Below are 26252 nucleotides of genomic sequence, written 5' to 3' on the forward strand. Positions count from 1 at the left end.
AGGCCCAATAGTGTTGCGCTGAATTTTACAGATCTGTGCGGATTGCTACGAAAGATCTCCGGGGCCTCATGGGATGACGGATTTTCAACCTGGCATCCAAATTGCTGCTGAGAAGGATCAGGATTCCCAGCGCAGGAGGCACGCATGAGCTTACATGAAAAACTGGAGGCCTTCCTCCAACAGCCCGCATCCTATCCCGAGGCGACAGCACGCGTGGAGCTGCGGGAAACGCATATTTCCAAAGTTTTCCTGACAGATCACGCGGCCTTTAAAATCAAAAAGCCATTGAAGCTGCCTTTTCTGGATTATTCCAACCTGGAAAGAAGGCGGGACGCATGCTTTGCGGAACTGGAACTCAATCGGCGGTTTTCGCACGACATTTATCGGGATGTGGTCGCTATTACCGTGGATGAGAAGGGTTTCACCTGGAATGGCCGAGGTCCAACCTTGGAGTATGCGGTCTGGATGCGCCGCATTCCCGACGCCTGCCTGATGGATGTGCGCCTTCGTGAAAGGACCTTTCAAAAGGAAGATAGTGAACGCTTGATCGCTCATCTTGTCCACTGCTATCAGGAGGCGCCGCATGGAGCCAGGGATGGTGAGCTTTATTGGCAAAGGCTGCGCGCTTTGATCGACGAGAATCGTTCCAGTCTTTATGAATTGGCCCTTCATCTGAAGCTCGATCCCGAACCCTGGCTGGCTCTGTGCTCACGGCAGCTCCTCTTTATGCAGGTCAATCGCCGCCTCATGATCACTCGTGCGGAAGATGGTTTTGTGATCGAAGGCCACGGGGACCTGAGGCCCGAGCATATCGTTTTTGAAGACCGCGTTTCCTTGATTGATGGGATTGAATTCAATCGTGATCTGCGGGTCCTGGATCAGGCCGATGAACTTTCCTTCCTGGCCATGGAATGCGCAGTGATGGGCTATTCCGAGCCAGGCCATGAAATCAGGCATCGGGTGCTGCAGGACTTAAATGATCCAGCTCCACCCGAGCTGCTGGCATTTTACGAATCCTACCGAGCGACAGTCAGGGCCAAGGTGAATGCTCTCCGTGCGGAGCAGGAGACGGGTGAAAAGCAAAAGCGAACTCTGGCATTGATTGCGGATTATCAAAACATAGCGGAAAATGCCCTGAAAAAAGCCATGCCGCCGGTCGCCTTCATCGTCGCGGGAGCCATGGGGTCAGGCAAGACCACGCTCGCCCGCAGCCTGAAACAGGAACTCGGGGCCGTACACTGGGAAAGCGATGAGATCAGGCGGAAGGTTTTCGGGAAAAGCCAGGGGGCGACGGCCTATGGGCAGGGGCATTATACGCCTGCTGCCCGGTTATGCGTCTACGAAAGCCTACGGGATCATATGATGATTTCTCTGGCGGCGGGAATGAATGTCATTGTCGATGCCTCCTTCAGTCATCCTGATTTTGTGCGGACCATGCTGGAGCCGCTGCTTAAGGACAATCGACCTTATGTGATCCTGGTCTGTGAGTGTTCGGATGATGAAGCCATGGCCCGCATTCGCAAGCGCATGCATGAGGGAGACTCGCCTTCGGAAGCACGCCCCGATCTTTACCTGGAACAAAAACGGAAGGGAGATTGGACCTTCGCGACCTTTCCCCACTGGCGCGTGAATACTGAGCACGATCAGCAGGAGGAAATGCGGAAGGTCTTTGATTACACAGGCCGCGTCTTAAGGCAGGGCTTCGAAGTATGAAGGCTTCGGCTCTCCGTTCCCATCAAAGAGCAGCGGGCAATCCTGGCGATCCTTCACCAGATCATTGAGCCAGCTGCTGTTATCGCGCACGCCCCACATGGTGACGTGAGCGAGGTGACCTTTGTAACGGCGGAAGAGTTCAAACAGCTGACCATAACGCTGCGCCTGCAGATTCAGGATATTCGCGTCACAGGGTTTGGCGGCTTCCGGTTCGAAGATGCCGTTGGGATAATCACTGTAAACGGTCACATCCAGTTCACTGACCTTGACCTTAAGGCCTTCGGCAATCACAGCCTGAAAGGCCTGTTCGATCAGATCCACTCCAGGCCAACCGAGGTTATAGTGCCCCTGAAAGCCTACTCCAGCCAGCGGAATGCCTTCGGCCTTCAAACGCCTGATCAGCACCAGAAGCTTTTTCAATTTGATCGGGTTTTCCAGAACATAATCGTTGTACCAGAGTTCGACTGTGGGGTCCGCCTCATGCGCGAAGCGGAAGGCGTCCACGATGTAATCCTCGTTGCCATAGATCTGGTAGAACTTGGAAGGACGCCAGGTCAGGCCGTCTTCATCAGCCAGGACCTCATTCACGACATCCCAGTTATCCACGCGGCCTTGGAAGTGTTTCATCGTGGTTTCGATATGGGATTTAATGCGGGCGCGCAGGGTCTCCCGATCCACCGCATTGCCGGCGTCGTCAGTGAAAACCCAGTCCGGGGTATCTATGTGCCAGAGCAAAGTGTGGCCTGTCATCTGCATGCGATTCGCGGCCGCAAAGTCGACCAAGGTATCGGCCGCTGTGAAGTCATATTCCTTGCCCTTCATGAGAGGGGCCCACTTCATTTCATATTCCGCCGTGATCCGGTTGAAGTTACGGGTGATCAACGGCACATCAGGACCGCTCAGGGCTTCGCTTTTCAGAGCCACACCCAGGGTAAAAAGGTCCTGATAGGATTGCGACAGGGAAAACGAAGGGGGCGGAGGGGGAGGGGTTTTGTCATCAGACTTTTCTTTGCAGCCCATGGCCGCCAGGATCAAGCTTGCGCATAAGAGTCGAGATTTCATGGTTTTCTCCTTATTCTGCTTGGTCCAGCCATAGTGGAAGCGGACGCGACTGACAAGGGCACTGAACTGAATGGACCGGAAAAGTGACTGAACCTCGATTTTGCAGGTGCCGCCCGACTGGATGGATTCAGTTTGCGACCGAATGGTCCGTCCCTTGGGCATGATGAGCATTGCAGCAGCGGCCCTGAACTGGTAAGAATGCTGGGAAATCCCGTCGGGAAAAGCCTTTCAGACAGAAGGTTGAACCATGCAAAGCGAGCACACAACCCCCGCAGTACCGAGCCAGGTTCAGGTTACGGATGACGGCATGTATCTGAAAGATGGGCTGAGCACAGTCTTCTTCAAATGGTTCGAAGTTCTCGCGATTGTCAGCGAAGAGCACCAGAGCCTTGTGATAAGCCTCAAGCGCCGCGTTTTGGTGCGGGAATCCTTGAAAGTCTTCGAAACGGATCTGAAGCCTTATGGATTCATCCGCATCAATCGCCAGGTTGTCTTCAACCTGCGTTATGTCAAGCGCTTCATAGCCGGTGCCAATCCCAAACTCGTGTCGATCCAGGGTGAAAGCTATCCGATCACGCGGCGGCGGAAGATCGCCGTGCGACGCGAGTATGAAGATTTTCTGGCTCGTGAAAAAGAGCGGGAAGATAAGCAGGACACCCGGCTCTTTTCCTTTCGCTCCAAAGTGTCGAGCCATCAGGATCTTGCTGATGGCAAGCTCTGGGTGAATCCCCATTCCAAGGTGAATCAATTCCTCAGCTCGCGTCCCGATCTGAAGGGCGAGAGCCGCGATATCGTGCGTTTGATTGCTGAAACATCAAGCGCCACCTGGCTGGGTGAATGGAACGAAAATGTTTATAGCGATGTGAAAAGCATCCTGCAGCAGGCGGAAAGCACGGGCTCGATTCCCGTGTTTGCGATCTATCGCCTCTTTTTAAGGGATGAAACCAGACGCCGGGCGCCCACGCTCGCGCAGGTGGTTGGTTATAAGCGCTGGATTCAGCAGCTGGCCCTGGCGCTTGAACATCACAAGGCCATTGTGATTCTGGAGCCGAATGCCCTCAGCATGATTGATGAAGGCATGCCGCGCGAGTGGCAGGAATTCTATTTCGATGCTCTGCGTTTCGCGGTGGCGACTTTAAGCCGTCTGCCTCAGGCTTTGGTTTATCTGGATGCCGGTCATGCCTTCTGGCGAAAACCCGTGGACATGGCCATACTCCTGGCCCGCACCGGCATTGATTTCGTGGAGGGTTTTGCGGTCAACGTCTCGCATTTCATAGATACTCAGATGAGTCACGCCTATGGTTCGGAAATTTCCGGCCTGCTCGGCGGCAAACCCTTCGTCATTGATACGAGCCGCAACGGTGTCGGCATCCGTGATCCAGAGAACTGGTGCAATCCCACGGGAGTCGGCCTCGGCCCCTTGCCGCGACTCAATCCGCGCCTTGCGCGTGTGGATGCCTTTCTTTGGGTGAAGCCGCCTGGAGAATCGGATGGATCATCCTTTGCCGATCAACCCTCAGATGGGATCTGGTGGATGGATCACGCGATCCAGTTGGGTCAGCATTCGCGGCTGCAGATTTAGCCTTTAAACCCTGCGCCCGGGACGACCCGACGTCTTCTCGGGCATGACCTCATAGGCCTTCAAAAGCAGCGTCACGAGAGGAAGGATTTTTTCCTCTTCCGTGAGCCACAGTCCATTCAAGGAAACCCACGATTTCAAACGCGTTCCACTCGGCGCGAAGTAAAGTCCGCCGTATTTTTTCATAATGGCCTGAGCCATCGCATCATCCGGTGGTATGACGATCATCGTGGCTTCAGCCTTGCCGCGATCTGCGATTTGCACGATGCCCGCTTTCTTATCCTCATCCCGCGCCCATTCCCCGACCAGCATGAAGACATGACCGTTCAAAAGAAAGGATTTATGACCAAACATGTGCCTGGTTCGGATATCAAGGCCGGAATCCAGAAAGATATGATTGAGCGTCAGAAGAATGGCCCGGGTGCGGCCTGAAAAAGCATCTTCGTAAGTGGTTTTACGGCTCATAATCCCCTCCGGGGGATGATCCTACACCATAAGGAACAGGACCGCCCTGCTGTTTCCAGCAGGACGGTCTGCTCAACGGAGGAAAAAGCCGCCGCGCGAGGGGCGCGGCACCGTTAGATTGGTGACTCGAGGTATCGACCGATGGCTTCGGCCGCCTTACGTCCTTCAGAAATGGCCCAGACCACGAGGGACTGGCCGCGACGGGCATCGCCCGCAGCGAAAACGCCGGGAACACTGGTTGCGTAGCTGGACTCATCGGCTTTGATGTTGCCACGCTCATTGATGGCAACACCGAGCTGATCAATCGGACCGGCGGTATCAGGACCGACGAAACCCACCGCGATGAAAACCAGCTGAGCCGGCCAGCGTTTTTCCGAACCGGGAACCGGCTCGAATTTCCTTTGGCCTTTTTCATCAGTGAACCATGCGAGTTCGCGGGTCACGAGGGCCTGCAATTGACCTTCCGCATCCGCTTCAAAGCGAACCGATTCCAAAGACCAGTGACGCGAACAGCCCTCTTCATGCGAGGACGAGGTCCGCAGCATATGCGTCCAGTAAGGCCAGGGAGTTTCCTGCGGACGCTCCTGGGCGCGTGGATGCTTGTTCAGTTGCGGAGGCCTCGGCATGATTTCAAACTGCGTGACCGAACGCGCACCCTGACGATTGGAAGTTCCCACACAGTCCGAGCCGGTATCACCACCGCCGATCACGATCACATCCCTGCCGGTCGCAAGGATGGGCTCCAGATCTTCGATATTGTCACCCAAAACGCGGCGCGTGGATTGAGTCAGGAACTGCTCGGCGAAATATACGCCTTTAACGTCACGGCCTGGAATCGCAACGTCACGCTTCTTGGTCGCGCCATGGCTCAAAAGAATCGCATCGTAATCTTTTTTCAGTTCATCCATGGTGACGTCAAAACCCACGTTCACGCCACAGCGGAAGCTGATGCCTTCGGCTTCCATCAGCTGCACCCGACGCTGAACCTTGCTCTTTTCCAGCTTGAAATCAGGGATGCCGTACATCAAAAGTCCACCGGGACGATCCGCGCGCTCATAGACGGTCACCCAATGCCCCTGGCGGTTCAGCTGCTGCGCCGCGGCAAGCCCCGCAGGTCCGCTGCCGATGACAGCCACTTTTTTTCCGGTGCGGAAGACAGGAGGCTCAGGGCGAATCCAGCCCTTGGCAAATCCCTTGTCGGCAAGGGCCATCTCGATCGCTTCGATCGACACGGGATCTTCATGGATTCCAAGGACGCAGGCCGCTTCACAGGGAGCGGGGCAGATGCGGCCGGTGAACTCAGGAAAGTTATTGGTCGCCAGCAAAGCCCGCAGAGCTTCCTCTTCATCGCGCTCCGAGACGAGGTGATTCCATTCCGGGATCACATTCCCCAAAGGACAGCCGTGATGACAGAAGGGAACGCCGCAGTCCATGCAGCGCGCACCCTGCCGGCGCAGTTCCTCGTCGTTGATCGCCTCAACGAATTCGCGGTAGTGCTTCACGCGCAGAGCGGTTGGCTCTTTCTCCGGGACCGCGCGTGCATAGGTCATAAATCCTTTAACTTCACCCATGGTAGGCTCCTTCTTCCAGGATCGCCCCAAGGTTGTCACCACCGACCACGCGCACGGTTTGTTGCACGAGGTCGCGCTGCTGATGGCGCACGAAGGCCCGATAAGCACTGGGAACAATACTCAGGAAACGCGATTTCTCATGATTCCAATTTTCCAAAATATGCGCCGCGACCGAGCTGCGTGTCAAACGCAGATGTTCCTGAAGCTGGCGGTGGACAAAGGATTCGTCCTCCTCGTCCTGCAGCGCGGACACCTCGACCATCTCGGTGTTGATGCGTTTTTGCAAGGCGCCGTCCGCATCATAAACAAAGGCATAACCGCCGCTCATACCGGCCGCGAAGTTGCGACCGACTTTACCGATCACGATCACCGATCCGCCGGTCATGTATTCACAGCCGTGATCACCGAGGCCTTCCACCACCGCATGCGCGCCGCTGTTTCGGACGGCGAAGCGTTCACCGGCCAGGCCGCGGATATACATGAAGCCTGATGTCGCACCGTAAAGGGTCACGTTTCCACAGATCACATTGCTTTCCGCCATGATCGCGCTTTCTTCAGGCGGAACGACCACGACCTTGGCACCGGAAAGACCCTTGCCGCAGTAATCGTTCACTTCGCCTTCCAGCGTGGCCGTGATGCCCTTGGCCCCGAAGGCCATGAAGGACTGACCCGCGGAACCCTTGAAATTCAGCTGAATGCTGTTGTCGCGCAGACCGTGGCCGCCGTGATGTTTCGAAATCTCACTCGACAGCATCGTGCCGACCGCGCGATCGGTGTTGGCGATCGCAAGGTCGAGGTGAACGGTCTGACGTTTGGTGATCGCCGGTTCACAGGCTGGGAGCAGCACTTTGTAATCCAGCGTCTGATCCATGTCATGGATCTGCTGCCGCGTCTTGCTGCGCGCAACCTCAGCCCCTGCGTTGGGAGCATCCAGGATCGCCCGCAGATCCACGCGGTCGGTGCGCGGATCGGCGATTTTTTCCAGAAGGTCGACGCGGCCCACCATCTCGGTGACGGTGCGGAAACCAAGTTCAGCCATGATTTCACGCAGGCCTTCGGCGAGCAGGAAGAAGTAGTTGATCAGATGTTCAGGCTGACCATGGAACTTCCGGCGAAGTTCCGGATCCTGCGTCGCGATACCCACAGGGCAGGTATTCAGATGGCATTTGCGCATCATGATACAGCCGAGCGCGATCAAGGCGCCCGTACCAATACCCCATTCCTCGGCACCAAGCAGCGTGGCAATCGCGATATCACGCGGGGTCCGCATCTGGCCGTCAGCCTGCAGCACAACGCGACCGCGGAGTTGATTTTCCACCAGCGTGCGATGCGATTCAGCAAGGCCCAGTTCCCAGGGAAGACCGGCATGTTTGATCGAGGAAATGGGACTGGCACCTGTGCCGCCTTCATAACCGGCGATCAGAATCACATCGGCCTTGGCTTTGGCCACACCGGCAGCGACTGTTCCCACACCGACTTCCGAGACCAGCTTCACACTGATCCGGGCTTCGCGGTTGGCGTTCTTCAGATCGAAGATCAGCTGCGCAAGGTCTTCGATCGAATAGATATCATGATGCGGAGGCGGCGAAATCAAAGTGATGCCGGGCGTGCTATGACGAACGCGAGCGATCTCTTCATCCACCTTGTGACCGGGGAGCTGGCCACCTTCACCCGGTTTTGCACCCTGAGCGATCTTGATCTGCAGTTCATCCGCATTGATCAGATAGTGGCTGGTCACACCGAAGCGCGCACTCGCCACCTGCTTGATGGAACTGCGGCGCAGATCGCCGTTGGCAGCCGGGATGAAACGATCGGCATCCTCACCGCCTTCACCCGAGTTACTGCGCGCGCCCATGCGGTTCATCGCAATCGCGATGGTCTCATGGGTTTCCTTGGAAATGGAGCCAAAGCTCATCGCGCCGGTCGCAAAACGCTTGACGATCGAGCTGGCTGATTCCACCTCATCGAGCGGAACGGAGTTCTGGGCTTTCTTGAACTTCAGCATGCCCCGGATATTCAGATACTGCTGCGACTGCTGATCGAGGGTCGCGCAGAATTTTTTGAATTCCTCGCGGCTGTTGATCCGGGTCGCCTGCTGCAGCGTGGCGATCATCGCGGGATGATGCAGGTGCGCTTCCCCTTCACGGCGCCAGTGATACTGACCGCCCTGAGGCAATGCTGTGAATGTTGTTTTAGGACTGTAGGCTTTCTGATGACGGAAGCGGGTGTCCGCATCGAAATCCGCGATACCGGCGCCTTCGATACGAGTCGGCGTCCAGGTGAAATAGGCATCGATGAAACTCTGGCTCAAACCCAGGGCTTCAAAAATCTGCGCGCCGCGATAGGAATGCAGGGTCGAGATCCCCATCTTCGACATGATCTTCAGAAGACCATCGCCGATGGATTTCACGTAATTGCCCTGCAGCGTGGCTGCGGTTTTCTTGCTATCGAAACCATGAGTCTCGGCTCTTTGACCGATGACGGCCAGCGCCAGGTAAGGGTTCACAGCGGAAGCGCCATAACCCAGGAGCAAGGCGAAGTGATGGACTTCACGCGGCTCGCCGCTTTCCACCACAAGACTGGCCTTCATGCGCGAGCCGCGACGGATCAGATCGTGATGCGCAGCCGCGGTGGCGAGAAGGGCAGGGATCGGCGCGCGTGTTTCATCGACCTCACGATCGGAGAGGATCACGACGCTGCAGCCCTCGTCGATCGCTGCGGCCACCGATTCCTGAAGACGCTTCACAGCGGCTTCCAGGGTTTCGTTGGCTGGTTCATAAACAGTCGAAACCTTGCGCGCCATCAGGCGGGGATCGCCGTGGAATTCGAGGCGCTGAAGATCCAGATCACTGAGGATCGGCTGCTTCATACGCAGCATATGACAGTGTTCAGGCGTTTCTTCGATCAGATTGGATTCGGCACCCAGGTGCGAAGCCAAGGACGTCACCATCTCTTCCCGGATCGCATCGATCGGCGGATTGGTGACCTGGGCGAAGAGCTGCTTGAAATAGTTATAAAGCAGGGGACGCTGCTGCGAGAGCACTGCGATCGGCGCGTCATTCCCCATCGAACCCACGGGCTCTTTGCCCTCGTTCGCCATGGGCGCCATGATCATGCGCATATCTTCCTTGGTATAACCAAAAGCCAGAAGCTTCTGCTGCAGCGTTTCCTCGGTATCCGCAGGGTACGAGGCGAAGTTCGGAATGGGCAGCTCGTAAAGATGCTTGCGATGCTTTTGGAGCCATTGCCCATAGGGTTTTTGCATCGAAAGGCTTTGTTTGATCGTATGATCCGGAACGATCGCGCCCTGCTTCATATCCACCAGGAACATGCGGCCGGGACTCAGACGGCCCTTATGCACGATTTCTTCGGGACGACGATCGAGGACGCCGGCTTCCGAGGCCATGATCACATAACCATCGAGCGTGACCCAGTAGCGGCCGGGACGCAGACCGTTCCGATCGAGGATCGCACCGATCTTGTGACCGTCGGCAAAGCCGATAAAGGCCGGGCCATCCCAGGGTTCCATCATATAGGAATGGTATTCATAATAATCTTTGAGCGCCTGTTCCATCTCGCCATGAGAATCCCAGGGCTCGGGAATGAGCATGGTCAGAACCTGCTGCAAGGGACGGCCGGTGTTCACCAGGAACTCGATGGTATTGTCGAGCATCGCCGAGTCGCTGAGGCCCGGGGTGCAGATCGGTCCCATATGCGCAAGGTCGCTTTCCAGACCGGCCTTTTTCAGGAGTTTGGAACGCGCATGCATCGCATTGATGTTGCCGCGCAGGGTGTTGATTTCCCCGTTGTGACAGATCGTGCGGAAAGGCTGCGCCAAAGGCCAGGACGGCATCGTGTTGGTGCTGAAGCGCGAATGCACCATGGAAAAGGCCGAAGTGAAACGGGGATCGGCAAGGTCCCGGTAATAGTTGGCCAGATCCTTGGCCAGGATCAGTCCCTTATAGCAGATCGTTTCTGTGGAAAGGCTCACACAGTAGGAAAGGAGCTGCTTGATGCCATATTTTGCGCGGCCTTCTTCTTCAAAATCCTTGCGCAGCATGTAAAGGCGCCAGGTGAAATTCGAAGCCGCGGCCTTATTATGATCGGTGAAGACCCACTGCACCGGCGCGGGTTCATTGCCGGCCGCGATGGGACCGAGCACGCTGGGATCGACCGGCACCGCACGCTGAATCAGAGGCACGATCTGCCATTTCTGAGCGAGCGCTTCAATACGCTGGCTCCAGTGTTCCAGCTCGCCCTTTTCCTTCGGCAGGAAAAAGAAACCGACGGCGTACTCACCAGCCGCAGGCAAAGTTTTGTTTTCATCCTTGGCGAGAGCTTGAAAAAGATCATGAGGAATCTGGGTCAGGATTCCTGCACCATCGCTCGTCAGGTCATCCGCCGCGCGACCGCCGCGATGATCCATCCGCCGTAGGATTTCCAGGCCCTCAGTCACGATCTTGTGCGATTTATGACCTTTGATACTGGCAATGAAACCAACGCCACAAGCATCACGTTGCACCATGCGGGGATCATCCAGCCAAGCCTGCTCAAACCTTTCCTGTGACATAAGGCACCTCAATCTGTGAGCGAGTTACGAATTTAACGGAGTGTGGAGGGACGCGGACGCGTTCTACCCGGGCAGGGGTTTACTGAGTCGGACCATGCTCTCTCGAAAAACGGAAGCGACATCCCGGAAGATTCGGGCACATCGTTGCAGAATCTGACGAGCCACACAGAGCGTCATCCACGCAAAGCGTCGAGCGTTTGTGCTGTGTGTTGGCCGCTGCATCTGCACTCCTCTTCGTGGGGAGTTCCGTCCCTTGTGCGTTATTCAAGCGTTGCGCATAAAACTTTATGTGTTGTCGTATTCGGCTCGGAGTATAACCACAGGAATATTAGGATCGCAAGATCATATTCTTCACGGGAATTGTTCGCTCACGGACTGGTCGGTTCCCGTTAACACTTCGGTAAGTAAAGCCTCTTTCAAGGCTTCCAGGTATTCAATATTTCTAAAAACGACTCTTTTGACACTCTAGAACCTCAGGTTAAAAGGCGCAAGTGTTCGCTCACTCGCATGCACATTTAATGCATTTTATTTTCATATAAACCTACTTTATTCACGCTTATGCGCATTCTCTCAGTAACTTTCCCAACCAGAACGAGCCTATTTCTTGTAATTTTACTACAGCGTGGTGTGTTTCCCGCGCGGAAGTCCCTGGGATGATTTGCGGCGAAGCTTGCCGCCGTGAGCCCTGCATAGCATGCAAAAGAAAAGACGAGCCCAAGGCGCCAGGAAAGATTCGCTTTGGTAGGGAATTTTTTGTTAAAAAGTCACCGCTGTATGCAAGGGTCGCCACGACACGAGTCCAAATGGACCTTGACCGGGATCGAAAGCTCGGCGGGAGACGCAGCCTGGCTTTGGTTTTCCCGGCAATCGAAGCTATAGTAAAGAATGCACCGGCGGACAGGAACAGGCGCATGACATCGCACTCCATCTTGAATCACCAGCTTCTCAGACGCACTTTCGTTCACCTGAAAGGGGTCGGCGCACGCTCCGAGCGGCACCTTTGGAAACTCGGGATTACCGATTGGGAACAGCTTCTGATGCGGGCGCCCCAACTGTTTAAAGCCAAACGCCTGGATGACGTCCGGCGCTCCTTGGAACTTTCTTTGGCGGCCTGGGAAAGGGGCGACCTTTATTATTTTGATCGGGCTCTTCCTGGTCAGGAACGGTGGCGCCTCATCCCGGGTGGCTTTCCGGATATTGCGTATTTCGATATCGAAGCCGCCAATGGGGGCATGCCCCCGGCCACCGAATCCACGGTCGTTGCGTTTTATTTCCGAGGTGAACTGCATCAGGAATATGAATACAGCCGTAAACGGGACCTTCTGCACTGGATCATGGACGAGGCCGCCCTTTTCTGCACCTATAACGGCGCGGCCTATGATGTGCCCTTTCTCAGAGCCGAATTCGGTATGAAATTGGACAAGGCCCACATAGATCTTTGTCCGTGGCTGCGTCGCCAGGGTTTCAAAGGCGGCCTGAAAACCATTCAGAAAACCACCAGCCATCTGCATCAGCGCAGTTCCATGGACCTGGATGGCTACGATGCGGTCCGCCTGTGGCGCATGCACGAGGAGGCCCAGCCGGGAGCGCTCGAAACGCTCCTGACCTATAATGCGGAGGATGTGCTGATTCTGGAGCCTCTGCTGGTGGACGCCTACAATCGCGAGGTGGACCTGCACCCCGACCTTGACCTGCGAAAGCTTGCGAGCGCGCCCGTGCCGCTGCTCAAAACCCGCATGGATCCCCTTATTTATCAGCTCCTGCGCACCAAGGGTCCGGTCCCCACGGCCTGATCAAGCATGCTCCATTTCCAGCCGCGCGCGCACGGACTGCAGGGTCGGGACTCGATTCCCGCGCATCACGGCATTGCCATCCCGATCGATCAAGGCAAAGCAAAATTCCTGGGGCTTGCAGTGAAAGCGATCATGCAAAGGCCCGTTCGGATGATCTTCGGCGACCAGGACGAGGTCATCAGTTTCTCTCAATTCGGCAAACGTCTCTTGAGCCTTTCTGAACTCCGGATGATTTCGGTCGGTGCTCATCACGGCCAGCACCGCCTTGCGTCCCCGAAAACGTTCAATATCCTGCTGAGCCAGCAAAAATTCGGATACGCCGCGCCAGAGTAGGGAAGAAAGAAACATACTCATAAAATCCTCCGAGCTGATCCTTGGACTGTTTTGCATTTTCCAAGCCATGCCGCATGATGCCTTGCCTGGCGCCCGCCTCTGTATAAAAGCGCCCCACCTTGTCCGCCATTTGAGCAAATAGACGCCTTTTTTTCGCCTTTGGAATGAACGATGCAGGATACAGGGCAACGAAGCAGCAAGGAGGACCCTATGCGCGGCGAACATCCTAAAATTACAGCATCAAACAGCTCTTTGCGTTCGGCGGCCGAAGAACAGTCCATGGCTGTCGCAGAAGCCAGTCGTGAATCGGAATGGAAATCGAAATCATTCATCGCTGCTCTTTTCATGGGCGAATGGGATATCGACCTCGCCTTTCCTTTTCCGCTGCAGAATCCTGAAGATAAAGCGATTGGCGACGCCATCTGCCGGGACGTGGATGCCTGGGCTCGGAAAAATATCGACGGCGCCGAGATTGATCGTGTTGGCAAAATACCCGAACACGTTTATGCAGGACTCCAAAAACTGGGCCTTTTTGCGATCAAAATCCCAAAACAGTACGGTGGCCTTGGACTTTCTCAAACTAACTACATGCGGATTCTGGCGGTGATTGGAAAATACTGCACCTCCACTGCCGTTCTGCTGTCGGCGCATCAGTCCATCGGTGTCCCGCAGCCTCTCAAATTATTCGGGACGGAAGCGCAAAAGCAAAAATATCTGCCGCGCATTGCCCGCGGCGAAATCACGGCCTTCGCCCTGACGGAAAAGGAAGTCGGCTCCGATCCAGCCAACGTGCAGACCTATGCGGAACTTGCTCAGGATGGGCGGCACTGGATCCTGAACGGCGAGAAACTCTGGTGCACGAATGGTGTCATTGCTGATCTTTACGTGGTCATGGCCCGCACACCCGATCGCGTGGAGAACGGCAAGACTGTGAACCAGGTCACTGCTTTCATAGTGGAAGGCCAGTGGGAAGGCGTTGAAGTTTTGCACCGCTGTGAATTCATGGGGCTCAAAGGGATAGAAAACGGCTTGATTCGCTTCACCAACGTGAAAGTCCCCGTTGAAAACGTGGTCGGCGATGTGGGCCGCGGACTCAAGCTGGCTCTGGCCACCTTAAATGATGGCCGTCTCAGCATTCCCGCACTGTCTGCCGCTGCAACGGAAGAACTCGCAGCCTTTTGCAACCTCTGGGGCAAGAGTCGCGTGCAGTGGGGGCGTCCTGTGGGGCAGCATGAACCCGGCATGCAAAAGCTCGCCTATATGAACGGCGTCGCCTATGCGATGGACGCTCTTGCGTCCTACACCGCGCAGCTTTCCGATGCAGGCGGTGTTGATATCCGCATGGAGGCGGCGGCGGCCAAACTCTGGTCCACCGAGGAATTTTGGAAGGCTCTGGATATGGGCATCCAGCTGCGTGGCGGTCGCGGCTATGAAACCGACCGCTCGCTTCTGCAGCGCGGCGAAGCCTCCTTGCCTTTGGAACGATGGATGCGCGATACGCGAGTGAACCGCATCCTGGAAGGCTCCACAGAGATCATGCACCTCTTCCTGGCCCGCGAGGCCCTGGATCCTCATTTTAAAAACGCCGGACCCTTGATCCTAGGAGGCACGACGGCTGCGAAAAGACAAGCTTTCCTGCGCTGCGCGGCCTTTTATCCCGTCTGGTATCTGAAGCTCTGGTTCGGGGCCCTCTTTTCCTTCTTCCGTCCCTATCCAAAATTCGAACCCGAGCTGGCTAGGCATCTGCGCTGGCTGGATCGTCACAGTAAAAAGCTGGCCCGCACCCTCTTTCACCAGATGATGAAGTACAGAGCGAAGATGGAATACAAGCAGCTCCTGCTCGGCCGCGTGGTGGACATCGGCATTGAACTGGCTGTCATGGGCCTTGTTGCCAGTCGCATCCAGGGTGAAATCTCGGAGGGCCGTGAACAGAACCTGTCCCGTGCCCGTTACTGGTTAAAAAGCCGACGCCTCGTTGTGAAACAGCTCTTTCACGCCATTCATCACAACGATGACCAACTTTGCAAGGATCTTGCAACCGGGCTCCTGAGAGATTCGCCTGGCCTGCCCACGCCTGCCAGGCTCACTCTGCAACCTTTGCCAAGGATTTTCGGCAAGGACCTCACACAGACTGTGTAGAAAAGGAGCTTAGTTATGCTGTGGGCCTTTATGATTATTGCGATGATTGTCAGCGTCCTGGTGGAGCTTGCATGCTTCTTCATCTTCAAAATTAAAAACTTCGCCCTCGTCCTCACACTGCAGTTCTTTGCCTCGCTCGGTGCCACGTATGCTCTGGCTTATCGCTTTGCCGGCAGTATGGAACAGGCGGGCATGGATAATATCCTACTCACCTGCGCGGCGGTCAGCTTTGCGATCGTTATCATCTTTGCTGTGATTCGCCATTACTTCGGCTCCTGGCATACACGAAAACCAGGCCCCGGCATGAAGGCGTAAACTGAAGGAAGCCAATGCGCGGAGTCACGGCTCCGCGCTGTTCTAATATTCATTCGGCCGTCTTTGATCCGCGAATTCCTCATGCTGCTCAGGCTGCCGCCGCGCATCGAATCTTTCGGTATTATCCGGCGGCATATTGCCGGTGGGAACGACACCCTGCCAGCCGAAGCGTTTAAAAATGGATTCCATCCAATCTGTAAAGCGTTTCATAAGCGTTCTCCTTCCAAAAAACCTGGACTCATCCTGCAAAATCCCGTCCATCACGCATCCATGCAAAGTTTTTTGTCGCCATCCGCCTACGCGCTGAAGCCGAATCGCAACACGTCGAAAGCGGAAACTTATTTTACGGAAAAATGCGCGATGAGGGATACGACGGATATATTTTCGCGGTGAATGCCTTTAGAAAGGTTCAGAAGCGTTGAAGGATAAATACATCACTTTATGAGGAGACGAGCATGTCTGTTTTCAAGAGAATCTGCACAGGCCTTATGATTTCCACTTTGAGCTTAACAGCCTATGCGGCCCAACCCGGTGAAACCCAGAACCCCGATCAAGTTCCTGCTGAAACCGAGGTGAATGTATCGGACACGCGCGAAGTGATCCAGGTCCTTTATGTGAGCAACACCTCGGAAATCAAAGTCGCGGATCTGGTGCGGGAAAGAAATCCTGGCGAGGCTCTGCAGAGCTATGCTGATGAACTGATTCGGGATCATGAAACTTTGATCAGCGCCCTGAAGGAACTGGCCAACGTGAAGAGTATCAGTCTCAAGGAAGGCGAGCTGGAGGAACCTGCACAACTCGTCGGTACGATGATGGATCAGCAGCTGCAAACTCTGGCTGCCAAGTCCCAGGAAGAGTTCCGTTCGGCTTTTCTTGAGACTTCCATCATGAACCACCAAAAGACTTTGGAGTTCTTTAGCCAGATCGAGCAGGGCAATAGCGATGACGCTCTGAAAGCCATCATCGCCGTCGCCCGCCAGGCTGTGGAAAAACACCTGGCCGACGCTCAGAAGCTGAAAGCCGAGGTTCAGCAGCCTGGTTCGGAACCCGCGCAACCTGCTGAATAATTGTCAGCAGTTCCTATAGGGTAACCCTACCCAGTGAAGAGCCCCATCAACTCTCGATGGGGCCGAATTTTTGGACCTCCTGTCGCGGCCCTGCCCGTTTCGGATCCACGACTCCTATCTGCGGACAGATCGGCAGCACAGGACAGGTCCCGCACTTCGGTCGAGATCCCGTGCAGATATGTTTGCCAAACGGCATGAGAAGGCGATTCACTTCAATCCATGTGTCCTTGGGAATTTTCTGTTCCAGAATCTTCAGTGTCTTTTCCGGTGTCGACGTCGCGACATAACCCCAGCGATTCATCACCCGATGCACATGAATGTCGACACCAATTTTGGGTTGTCCTCCCACGATGCCGAGCACGAGGTTGGCACATTTGGGACCGATCCCCGGAAGCGCGAGCAGCACCTTCTCTTCGCAGGGAAGAACGCCCCCATATTCAGTCCAGGCAATCTTTGCGATCTCCAGCATATTGCGGGCCTTCGTTCCTGCGAAGGTGGACTCCTGAATCAACCTCGTGACCTCATCCACACTAAGTTTCAGGAGCCGATCCGGAGTGGGCGCTTCAGCAAGAAGGCGTTCAGCCACGGGTATGGTGACTTCATCCAAAGTCCTTACCGAGATCATGCAGGCCAGGACCTGTTGAAAGCTTGTCGTCCATCCGCGTTCGGCCAACTCGAAGAGGGCAGCCTTCGGGAAGGATCTTATGGCTGTCTCGACCAGCTGCAGCGCATTCTTCAGGGAAAAACGGGCCGCTTTTTCAGACGGGCTAAGGGTTTGTTCGTGCATCGCATTTCCTGATTGCACCATAAATTTTTATGGATATTATGGGGTCTCCTTCGCTTGAACCCGAATGGAAAGAGGCAACCATGACAACACTCGTACTAAAAAATGGCCTGGCAAAAAAGGCTCTCTCCAACGCTGAATTCGTGCTGGGTGAGCACCCCATCAAAAGTGGGCGCTACTGGTATAAGGGTTACCAAAACTGTGACCTGATCATTCTGAAAAAAGACAAAGAAACCCATATCCAAACCTCGGGCGGTGTGCGTTTTAATATGGTTGTGCAGGAGCTGCCCAACGGCGAAGCCAAAGGTCGCGTGACGCTTTTGGGCTGGCTGAAGGAATCGCCGAATGCCCTGCGCATTGTGATGACCATCCTGGAAGATTATGGTCGGAATGTCGTCCGCCGTCGGCAGAAACGCCTGGAGCTTGAGGAAAAGGCCCGCGCCGAAGGCCTGGAAGGACCGCAGTTCCGCGAGCCTTTGGGAACGCATTTTTCGATTAAAATCGATGAGTCCAGGCTCGTGGACACGGACAAAATTGACGAGGAGGAATCCAATCGCAATTTTGAAACCGCTGTGAAAACGCATTGGTATCATCAGAACTTCGTTTCGTTTTGCAAAAAACTCGGCGTGAAGTGCTACTATCGCAGCGTACAACTATTACCCGATTCTCATCTCGTTGAGGTATGATCGACCGCAGGTGCGCCCTGATCCCAAGGATCTGAGGCAAGGCGCGAGCGGGAGGTCGGACGTGTCGGTATCAGTGTTAGTGAAGCTTACCCCGAGAGGACTTCAGTGTCCTCCCGGGGATTTTTATATAGACCCTTGGGAACCCGTCGACTGTGCCGTACTCACGCATGCGCACAGCGATCATGCCCGCACCGGCAGCCGTGTCTATCATGCGGTCCGGGATTCTCAACCCATCCTGGAACATCGCCTGGGCGATGAGGCCCATTTCATCTGGCATGAATATGGCGAGCGTTTTGCACTGGGTCCTGTGACGGTTTCCCTGCATCCCGCAGGGCATATTTTGGGGTCAGCTCAGGTGCGCATCGAATATGAAGGTACGGTCTGGGTTGTTACCGGCGACTATAAAACGCAGCCGGATCCGACCTGTCGTCCCTTTGAAGTGGTGCCCTGCGATGGACTGGTGACCGAAGCGACCTTTGGTCTCCCTATTTATGATTGGCCGGATACGGATGAGGTCGCGGCTGAAGTTTATGCCTGGTGGCAAAAAAATCGCGCCCTCGGTCGTAACAGTCTTCTGGGCTGCTATGCTCTTGGCAAGGCGCAAAGACTGCTCGCCGCCTTGGGCAAAATCAGTGATGAACCCATTTACACGCACACCGCGACCGAGAACATCGTGCAGATGTACCGCGACTTGGGAGTGACCCTGCCGCCGACGCTGCGGGTGCAGGAGGCGCCTAAAAAATTATCCGGGGCTCTGATCCTCGCTCCGCCTTCGTCCCTGGGCAGCCCCTGGGCACGACGCTTTGGAGATGCCGCTACCGGCTTCGCCTCGGGCTGGATGCAGATCCGCGGCAACCGACGTCGCCGTGGCTATGACAAGGGCTTTGTACTTTCGGATCATGCCGACTGGAAAGGCCTTCTGAGCACGATCGAAAATACCCGCGCACGCAAAGTTTTGGTGACCCACGGATATAGCGAGGAACTCGCGCGTTATCTTGCAGGGCAGGGCCTTGATGCGGAGCCTTTGGCCACTCACTTTCAGGGTGAGGGAGACGCCTGAATGCGCCGATTTCTAGCTCTTTTTCAGGATATTGACGCGACAACCAGCACTCTCGACAAGCGCGAGACGTTGGCTGCTTATTTTCGGGAAATTCCCGCATCCGATGCCATCTGGGCTCTTTATCTTCTGATGGGCCGCAAGCAAAAGCGTCTTGTGAATCGACGGATGATGCAGGATGCGCTCATGGAGATGACCGGCCATGCGCCCTGGATCTTTGAAGAATGCTATGCCGTCGTCGGAGACCTCGCGGAAACCATCGCGCTTCTTTTACCCCAGAAAGCCCCTGCCCATGATGATCAGTCGCTACAGGTCTGGATGGAGCAGCGCATTCCTGAATTGAGCGGCCAACGCCCACCCGAGCAGATCGAGATACTGAAACGCTGGTGGCGTCTGCATGATCGCGATGAAATCTTCATGATCAATAAGCTCATCACCGGCGGTTTTCGCGCGGGTGTCGCACGTCAGCTCATGATCAAAGCCCTGGCCGATGCCTTCGGTCAGGAGGAAACATACATAACCGAGCAGCTCACCGGGGACTGGCCGGTCACGGCGGACTTCATTGATTCTTTGCGTGAGCCTGTCACAGGTTCAGGACCGATTTTGAGTACGCGGCCCTATCCCTTTTATCTCGCGACCTCCGTGCAGGAAGCATCACGCGATGATATCGACCTTTCCCGTTATGCCGTGGAATGGAAGTGGGATGGCATACGCGCTCAGCTTGTGCGGCGTGGACCTCATGTGGCGCTTTGGTCACGGGGCGAGGAACTGATCAGTGAAAGTTTTCCGGAGATCATTCGTGCCGCTGCTGATCTTCCGGAAGACTGTGTGCTTGATGGTGAACTCCTTCTGCAAAAGGACGGAAAAATCCTGCCCTTTGCTGAACTGCAAAAACGCATCAGCCGCAAAAAATTAAGTGAAAAGATTCTGGCGTCGCATCCGGCCATCTTTCTGGCCTTTGACTGTCTCGAACGATCAGGAGTTGATCTCAGAGCTGAAGCGCAGAGCGTGCGTCGTGAGCATATGGAAACCATCTTAAAGGGACAGCATGAAACCTTGCCCGTCTCGCCCCTTTTAAAGGCCGACACCTGGGAAGAAGCCGCTGCACTGCGGCGCGAAGCCGAGGATCGCGGTGGGGAAGGGCTCATGCTGAAAAGCTGGGACGGCCCTTATAAACAGGGCCGCAAGCGCGGCGACTGGTGGAAGTGGAAGGTCGATCCCATGACCCTCGATAGCGTCCTCGTTTACGCGCAGGCCGGTCATGGGCGGCGGGCCACGCTGTTCACCGATTATACTTTCGCACTGTGGAAGGACGGAGCCTTGGTGCCTTTCGCCAAGGCCTATTCAGGATTAACCGATGCGGAGATTCAGGAACTGGATGCCTGGATTCGGCGTCATACTTTGGAACGTTTTGGACCGGTACGATCCGTGAGTCCGGAACGGGTTTTCGAGATCGCATTTGAAGGCATTGGAGTTTCCAGTCGCCATAAATCCGGTCTCGCCGTGCGTTTTCCCCGAATTCTGCGGGAAAGGCCTGATAAAAAGCCCGAGGAAGCGGATACGGTCGAACGAGCCCGGGAGTTGATTGATGGCCGGACGCAAGACCTCTCCCTCTCCTGAGCCGCGGCTTTGGACCGAGAGCGAAGGGGAACAATGGCGGGAACAGTGGTTTCAGGCGCAGGGCTGGAAACCCTTGCCGCATCAGGAGCAGTGCTGGGATGCGATCAGCAAGGGCGAGCATGGGCTTTTGGAACTGCCGACCGGCAGTGGGAAAACCTATGCGGTGCTCTTCGGTTTTTTGCCGAAGCTCGGCGATGGTCGACGGGGTTTGCGGCTCCTTTATATTTCCCCGCTTAAAGCTCTCGCTCGTGATGTTGAGCAGGCTCTGCATAAACCCTGCGTGGACCTTGGTCTTCATTTAAGGGTCGAAACGCGAACCGGCGACACGACGGCGAAGCAAAGACGCCAGCAAAAATCCATGCTGCCGGAAATTCTTATTACCACGCCCGAATCTCTCGCTCTTCTTCTGACCCAGGATAATGCGGCTTCACTCTTTGGAGAACTGCAGGGCATCATCATTGATGAATGGCATGAGCTTTTGACGAGCAAACGCGGATCACTGCTCGAACTCTCACTCAGCCGCGTTCGCAGTCTTTGTCCCCAAGCGCAAACCTGGGCCCTGAGCGCGACTCTTCCCAATCACGAAGAGGCGGCACTGGCCGCCTGTGGCATGGGATCGCAGCCTTTGATTCTGGCCGGCCTGCCGCCGCGCACGATTCAGATTCACACTCTTCTGCCGCGCACGGAGGATCGTCTGCCGGGGACGGGACACCTGGGTCTGCGCATGCTGCCCGAGGTCGCTGACTATCTTGATCCCGCTTTTTCCACGCTTATCTTCACCAACACCCGTTCGCAGGCCGAGCGCTGGCATGAAGGCCTTCTGATGATAAGGCCGGAATGGGAACCGCGCATCGCCTTGCATCATGGGTCTCTCGATTCGAAAACGCGGGAGCAGGTCGAGCATGGAGTCAAGGAAGGCTCGATCCGCTTTGTGGTGTGCACCTCCTCGCTGGATCTGGGCGTGGATTTTCCGGAAGTCGATCGCGTCGTGCAGATCGGTTCGCCGAAATCCATCAGCCGGCTCATTCAAAGAGCGGGCCGATCGGCTCATGCCCCGGGCAAGGATTCGGAACTTCTTTTGGTGCCCACGCATAATCTTGAACTTATGGAGTTCGCCGCCTGTCGCCGGGCTTTGAATGCCGGATTCATCGAGCCGCGCAAACCCCGCGAGCAGCCGCTCGATGTGCTTGTGCAGCACCTCGTGAGCTGCGCCATGGGTGGGGGATTTCAGGCCGATGGGCTTTATGAAGAAGTGAAGATGGCCTATGCTTTCCGTGCTCTGAGCCGCGAGGATTTTGATTGGGTCCTGCGCTTTGTGGTGGAAGGCGGCGATGTTCTGAAAGCCTATCCTCAGTATTGCCGCGTTGTGCTGGAAGATGGGACATTCGTGGTCAAGGATCGCCGCATCATGCAGCGGCATCGACAGAATATAGGCACCATACTCTCCGATTCCAGCATGACGGTTAAAATGGGTCGGCGTCCTTTGGGCTCCATCGAGGAAGGCTTTGCCGCGCGCCTGCGGAAGGGCGATCGCTTTCTTTATGCCGGCCGCTGGATGGAGGTCGTCAGCATCGCGGATTCCACTGTCTATACGCGCCTCAGCAAAAAAGCCGGCGAAGGGCTTATTCCCAGCTGGTTTGGGCAGCGTCTCCCCTGGTCGCCTTTACTAAGCGGCTTCATGCGCGAGGTCGTGGATGATCTGGCCTCGCCCGAGGATATCAGTCATGACCCTGAACTCAAGGCTTTGAGTGCCGTGCGCGACGTGCAAAAAAGAATTTCCATCTGGCCCTATACGCGGGAAATCCTCGCCGAAGTCACGACCAGCCGGGAAGGTCAGCATCTTTTTCTTTTTCCGTTTGAAGGCCAGGCGGTGCATGAAAGCCTCGGCATGTTGATTGTCTATCGCATGAGCCGCCTTGTTTCGGCGACTTTTTCTTTGGCCAGCAATGATTATGGTCTGGAAATCGTCAGCTCGCTGCCGATCTCCTGGGAGCGGGATCTGGGTCAGGGACTTTTGAGTCCCGAGGGCATGTATCAGGATCTGGAAGCCGCCCTGAATCATACAGAACTTGCGCGACGCAAATTCCGCGGCATCGCCCGAATCGCGGGACTCGTTCATCAGAACCTTCCAGGACGGAAGCACAGCCAAAGGCAGCTGCAGAGCAGCAGCGGTTTGCTTTTTGATGTCCTCAGGCGCTTTGATCCCGGAAACCTTCTGGTGCAAGAGGCCGAACAGGAGGTGATGGAGGAACAGTTCAATTGTCTGGGACTTTATGATTTCCTGCAGAAGATGACGAGTACACCGCTGCATTTTCAAGACACACGCACCTTCTCACCGCTGGCCTTGCCTCTCTATAGGGAGCGGGTCAGCGCGCAGATTTCCTCGGAGCACCTGGCCGAACGGATCGAAAGGATCAAGAATTCATGGACACAGTCGAGCGGGAAATCCAGGGCGAAATCTTCGCGTTCCTCTCCGAAAAAGCCGTCCACTGGCCAAAACGCCGAACTCTGATGGTGGCTGATCTGCACTGGGGCAAGGCCGAGATTTTTCAGAAGGCCGGCATTCCTGTCAGCAGCGCGATTTTGCATGAGGATCTGCAAAAGCTCAAAGGCGTCGTGGATCGTCTTGATATCAAGCGTCTCATTTTACTTGGGGACCTCATGCATGGAAAGGAAGGCCTGACGGCCGAGGTCCAGGAAACGGTCACACGCTGGCGGCAGTCGATCGCCTGCGACATCCTATTTATCAAGGGCAATCACGATCGGCATCTGATCCTTCCCGAGGCCTGGGGCATGCAGATGGTCACCGAACCCTATGAAGATGGACTCTTTCTTTTCAGTCATCATCCGGAAACAAGGCCGAAGTCCTTCACCTTCTGCGGACATCTGCATCCTGTCGTCCACGTGGGTTCCCGCAAAGATCGCCTGCGCCTTCCCTGTTTTTGGATACAAGCGGACAGCTGCGTCCTGCCTTCCTTCGGTACTTTCACCGGGGGCGCTCCCATTCGTCCGGGGTGTCGCGATAGTGTCCTGGCCATAGCGGAGAAAGCGGTATTTTCCCTCCAGTGATCGAATTGCTACCGAAAGATATGGATTCTTCTGCAAGGTATTAGCCATTTTGGTCGAAAAGACTGATAGAGGCAGAACCTTGGTGAAATCGATTGTTTCAGTGAAATTCATTCTCTCATGCATCCTTGCATGCTGGATCGCTATGCCTGCACGGGCGGATTCCGATCCGGCCCTGGCCGAGATGGAAGAGGTGGACGACCTGCTCTACAGCAATCCTGTTCAGGCCATCGGTGTTTATCAAAAAATTTTCGATAAGACCTCGCCGGAAAAAAATCTGAAGCTTTGGCTGCGGGCCGCGACGAAACTAAATTCCTCCTACTTCCATATCGGCGATCTCACGCAGGTGCCCATCATCCTCTCCAGGACTTTGGATAAGGCCGCGGCCGCCCAGGATAGCGAATCTCATGCCCAGCTCCTGATCCAGCAGCATGCCTTCCTATTCAGCAAAGGCGATTTCAAAGGCGCCCAGGCGGCTTTGGAACAGGCGGATCGCATCGCAAGGGAAACGAAGCTGCCCAACTCGATCGCCCAGGTTATGATGTACCAGGCGCGCGAGGCTCATCGTCAGGGTCACAGTGATGAAGCGCTGGAACTCCTGCATCAGGCCATGGTCGTTCTGAAGGATGCGCCCCATAGCACGCGATACTATGCGATGATGAACAACATCGCCTTTTTCCTTTACGATCTGAATGGCCAGCGCATCGAGGAATCCTTGAAGATCTATGCCGAGATCACCGAATACTTTGATCAGCATAAGCTTCATTATCTCGGGGCCATTGCCTATGAGAACTATGCGAGCTTTCTCGGCAAGACCGATCAGCTGGAGAAAGCCCTGGATTCCTATCGGCGCTCCATCCGCCATTCGGAAGCCATTCAGGACGAATATGGAATCGCCAGCTCCAACCAGGGTCTTGGTCTTATCTTTCAAAAAAAGGGCCAGCACAAAGAGGCCCTGCATCATCTGCGGAATGCCCGCCCGATCTTTGCCAAATTCGACGATCAAAGTGGTCTGGCCAACATTGACCTGGCCACGGCTCAGAGTCTCTTGCAATTGGGCCTGACGGAAGAGGCTTTGCATCAGCTGCTGAAATGGAAACCCTATTTTGAACAGAGGAGCCGCCCCGATGCGCTGGCGGAGTTCACTCAGGTTGAAGCTGCGATTCATGAAAAAATGGATCATCCCGTGGAGGCGCTGCGGGCCTATAAAAAACTCAGCGAGCTGCAGGCGAGTATCTTCGACAGCAAAAAGCAGGAGCTGGCCAATCGCTACTATACTGAGTTCGAAGTCGAGAGGCGCAATCAGGAAAACCTGAAGCTGGAGCATCAAAACCGCCTGCAATCGGTCACCATTGAGAACCAGGAGAAGCTGGCCCTGCGCACGAGGCTGGCTTTGGCTGCAGCGGTCGTGGCGCTTGCGGTGCTGGCCTACAGCTTTCGACGAACCCAGTTGAGCCGCCGCAAAATCGAAGGTCTGCAGCGTTATATCGAAACCAACGTTCTGCAGCGCTTTTTGCCGCCTGAACTGGTCCAGGAGATACTGACGGGAAAATCCCGTCTGGATGATCGCACCAAAACGGAAACGGTGACCGTGCTCTTTGCTGATCTTTGTCAGTTCACGCGGGCCACGGACAGACTCGGTCCCGAGACCATCTCGCATATCCTGAACGATTTCTTCATCAATATGAGCGACGTGATCTTTGCTGAGCGTGGCACCATCGATAAATTCATCGGTGACGCCATCATGGTGATCTTTGGAGCCCCCAGTCCGCTTCCTCCTGAAGAGCAGGCCCTGGCTGCTGTCCGCTGTGCGCGCAAGATGCAGGACAAACTGCTGGAACTCAACAAGGCCTGGGAGCTGAGCGAAGGTCAGCATTTTGAAATGCGGATCGGCATCCATCAGGGCCAGGCCGTGGTCGGAACCTTCGGCGGCAGCAGGCGCTCTGATTATACCGTTGTCGGCACCACCGTGAATATCGCGGCGCGGGTCGAGAACATAGCCGATCCGAATTCGATTCTGGTGACCGAAGCCATCATCCGCTTTCTGCATCCTGCGGAATTTTCGCAGCGTGGTCATTTCCGTCTTCGTGGTCTGGACGTGGATGTTCCCCTTTTCCGTATCGAGCAGGATCAAAAATCCCCAGCGAATATCGAAGCCGCTTCGTAGCGAAATCCCTTTGAATTGAGAGTGAAAGTCAATGACGAACGCCTGGTGAATGCGCTTTGTCGATTCCACCAAAACAGAAATTCGTTGACGCCTTGCTGCCTGGCTCGTATACCGAAGCTGTTAGCACTGAATTTTTCACAAGGAGGTGCTTTATGCTAAGGCACTTTATGATACCCACCGGAGTCATGAGTGGGCTCATCGTCTCCGCAACACTCTGGGCTAACCCTACCGATCGCATCGCTCCTGCCACACTCACTTTTCTCGA

The 26252-nt window shown here is 55.4% G+C and carries 19 protein-coding genes; 12 read left to right on the plus strand and 7 right to left on the minus strand.

Annotation, left to right across the window (positions count from 1 at the left end; genetic code table 11):
• Positions 1-144 precede the first annotated feature (144 nt).
• Complete coding sequence (locus VFO10_RS13980; RefSeq protein WP_325141136.1) at positions 145-1713, plus strand: AAA family ATPase; 1569 nt, start codon at positions 145-147, stop codon at positions 1711-1713.
• Here the strand turns inward: VFO10_RS13980 and VFO10_RS13985 are convergent.
• Complete coding sequence (locus tag VFO10_RS13985) at positions 1690-2775, minus strand: endo-1,4-beta-xylanase (protein WP_325141138.1); 1086 nt, start codon at positions 2773-2775, stop codon at positions 1690-1692. The two genes, VFO10_RS13980 and VFO10_RS13985, sit on opposite strands and share 24 nt — an antisense overlap.
• Before the next feature lie 247 nt (positions 2776-3022).
• Between VFO10_RS13985 and VFO10_RS13990 the strand changes: the two genes are divergently transcribed.
• Entirely contained in the window at positions 3023-4357 is a 1335-nt protein-coding gene (locus VFO10_RS13990) for a glycoside hydrolase family 6 protein (RefSeq protein ID WP_325141140.1), read from the plus strand.
• Between the two features lie 3 nt (positions 4358-4360).
• Here the strand turns inward: VFO10_RS13990 and VFO10_RS13995 are convergent, their stop codons facing one another.
• The 3 genes from VFO10_RS13995 to gltB all read right to left on the minus strand — a co-directional run bounded on the left by VFO10_RS13995 (position 4361) and on the right by gltB (position 10960).
• Complete coding sequence (locus tag VFO10_RS13995) at positions 4361-4819, minus strand: hypothetical protein (RefSeq protein ID WP_325141142.1); 459 nt, start codon at positions 4817-4819, stop codon at positions 4361-4363.
• Between the two features lie 113 nt (positions 4820-4932).
• Positions 4933-6390, minus strand: a complete 1458-nt coding sequence (locus VFO10_RS14000; protein ID WP_325141144.1) for a glutamate synthase subunit beta — start codon at positions 6388-6390, stop codon at positions 4933-4935.
• Positions 6383-10960, minus strand: coding sequence for a glutamate synthase large subunit (gltB, locus tag VFO10_RS14005; RefSeq protein WP_325141146.1), 4578 nt, complete (start codon positions 10958-10960; stop codon positions 6383-6385). Before gltB ends, VFO10_RS14000 begins: the two co-directional genes overlap by 8 nt.
• A 911-nt stretch (positions 10961-11871) precedes the next feature.
• Between gltB and VFO10_RS14010 the strand changes: the two genes are divergently transcribed.
• Positions 11872-12753: a ribonuclease H-like domain-containing protein gene (locus VFO10_RS14010; protein ID WP_325141148.1), complete on the plus strand. Its 882-nt coding sequence runs from the start codon at positions 11872-11874 to the stop codon at positions 12751-12753.
• Here the strand turns inward: VFO10_RS14010 and VFO10_RS14015 are convergent, their stop codons facing one another.
• Entirely contained in the window at positions 12754-13107 is a 354-nt protein-coding gene (locus VFO10_RS14015) for a hypothetical protein (protein WP_325141150.1), read from the minus strand.
• A 189-nt stretch (positions 13108-13296) separates the two neighbouring features.
• Here VFO10_RS14015 and VFO10_RS14020 point away from each other — a divergent pair, with 189 nt between their 5' ends.
• Both VFO10_RS14020 and VFO10_RS14025 read left to right on the plus strand, forming a co-directional pair.
• Positions 13297-15225: an acyl-CoA dehydrogenase family protein gene (locus VFO10_RS14020; RefSeq protein WP_325141152.1), complete on the plus strand. Its 1929-nt coding sequence runs from the start codon at positions 13297-13299 to the stop codon at positions 15223-15225.
• A gap of 15 nt (positions 15226-15240) precedes the next feature.
• Entirely contained in the window at positions 15241-15540 is a 300-nt protein-coding gene (locus VFO10_RS14025; RefSeq protein ID WP_325141154.1) for a hypothetical protein, read from the plus strand.
• Positions 15541-15582: 42 nt separating this feature from the next.
• Here the strand turns inward: VFO10_RS14025 and VFO10_RS14030 are convergent, their stop codons facing one another.
• On the minus strand, positions 15583-15750 hold the full coding sequence (locus VFO10_RS14030) for a hypothetical protein (protein ID WP_325141156.1): 168 nt from the start codon (positions 15748-15750) through the stop codon (positions 15583-15585).
• A 245-nt stretch (positions 15751-15995) separates the two neighbouring features.
• On the opposite strand from VFO10_RS14030, the gene VFO10_RS14035 reads away from it, so the two are divergent.
• Entirely contained in the window at positions 15996-16607 is a 612-nt protein-coding gene (locus VFO10_RS14035; protein WP_325141157.1) for a DUF4142 domain-containing protein, read from the plus strand.
• A 46-nt stretch (positions 16608-16653) separates the two neighbouring features.
• Here VFO10_RS14035 and VFO10_RS14040 read toward each other — a convergent pair whose 3' ends face one another.
• Entirely contained in the window at positions 16654-17394 is a 741-nt protein-coding gene (locus tag VFO10_RS14040; RefSeq protein WP_325141159.1) for an endonuclease III, read from the minus strand.
• An 80-nt stretch (positions 17395-17474) separates the two neighbouring features.
• On the opposite strand from VFO10_RS14040, the gene VFO10_RS14045 reads away from it, so the two are divergent.
• The 6 genes from VFO10_RS14045 to VFO10_RS14070 all read left to right on the plus strand — a co-directional run bounded on the left by VFO10_RS14045 (position 17475) and on the right by VFO10_RS14070 (position 25987).
• Positions 17475-18077, plus strand: a complete 603-nt coding sequence (locus VFO10_RS14045) for a hypothetical protein (RefSeq protein ID WP_325141161.1) — start codon at positions 17475-17477, stop codon at positions 18075-18077.
• A gap of 61 nt (positions 18078-18138) precedes the next feature.
• Entirely contained in the window at positions 18139-19137 is a 999-nt protein-coding gene (locus tag VFO10_RS14050; protein WP_325141163.1) for a ligase-associated DNA damage response exonuclease, read from the plus strand.
• On the plus strand, positions 19138-20754 hold the full coding sequence (locus VFO10_RS14055) for an ATP-dependent DNA ligase (protein WP_325141165.1): 1617 nt from the start codon (positions 19138-19140) through the stop codon (positions 20752-20754). It begins immediately after the preceding gene.
• A complete protein-coding gene (locus VFO10_RS14060) occupies positions 20723-23266 on the plus strand; it encodes a ligase-associated DNA damage response DEXH box helicase (RefSeq protein ID WP_325141167.1) in 2544 nt (847 codons plus the stop codon). The genes VFO10_RS14055 and VFO10_RS14060 overlap by 32 nt, the downstream gene beginning before the upstream one ends.
• Positions 23179-23823 (plus strand): ligase-associated DNA damage response endonuclease PdeM, encoded by a 645-nt coding sequence (pdeM, locus tag VFO10_RS14065; protein ID WP_325141168.1) that lies wholly within the window; start codon positions 23179-23181, stop codon positions 23821-23823. The genes VFO10_RS14060 and pdeM overlap by 88 nt, the downstream gene beginning before the upstream one ends.
• A gap of 142 nt (positions 23824-23965) precedes the next feature.
• Positions 23966-25987, plus strand: a complete 2022-nt coding sequence (locus VFO10_RS14070; protein WP_325141170.1) for an adenylate/guanylate cyclase domain-containing protein — start codon at positions 23966-23968, stop codon at positions 25985-25987.
• Positions 25988-26252 lie beyond the last annotated feature (265 nt).

This window comes from Oligoflexus sp. (genome assembly GCF_035712445.1).
Lineage (GTDB): Bacteria > Bdellovibrionota_B > Oligoflexia > Oligoflexales > Oligoflexaceae > Oligoflexus.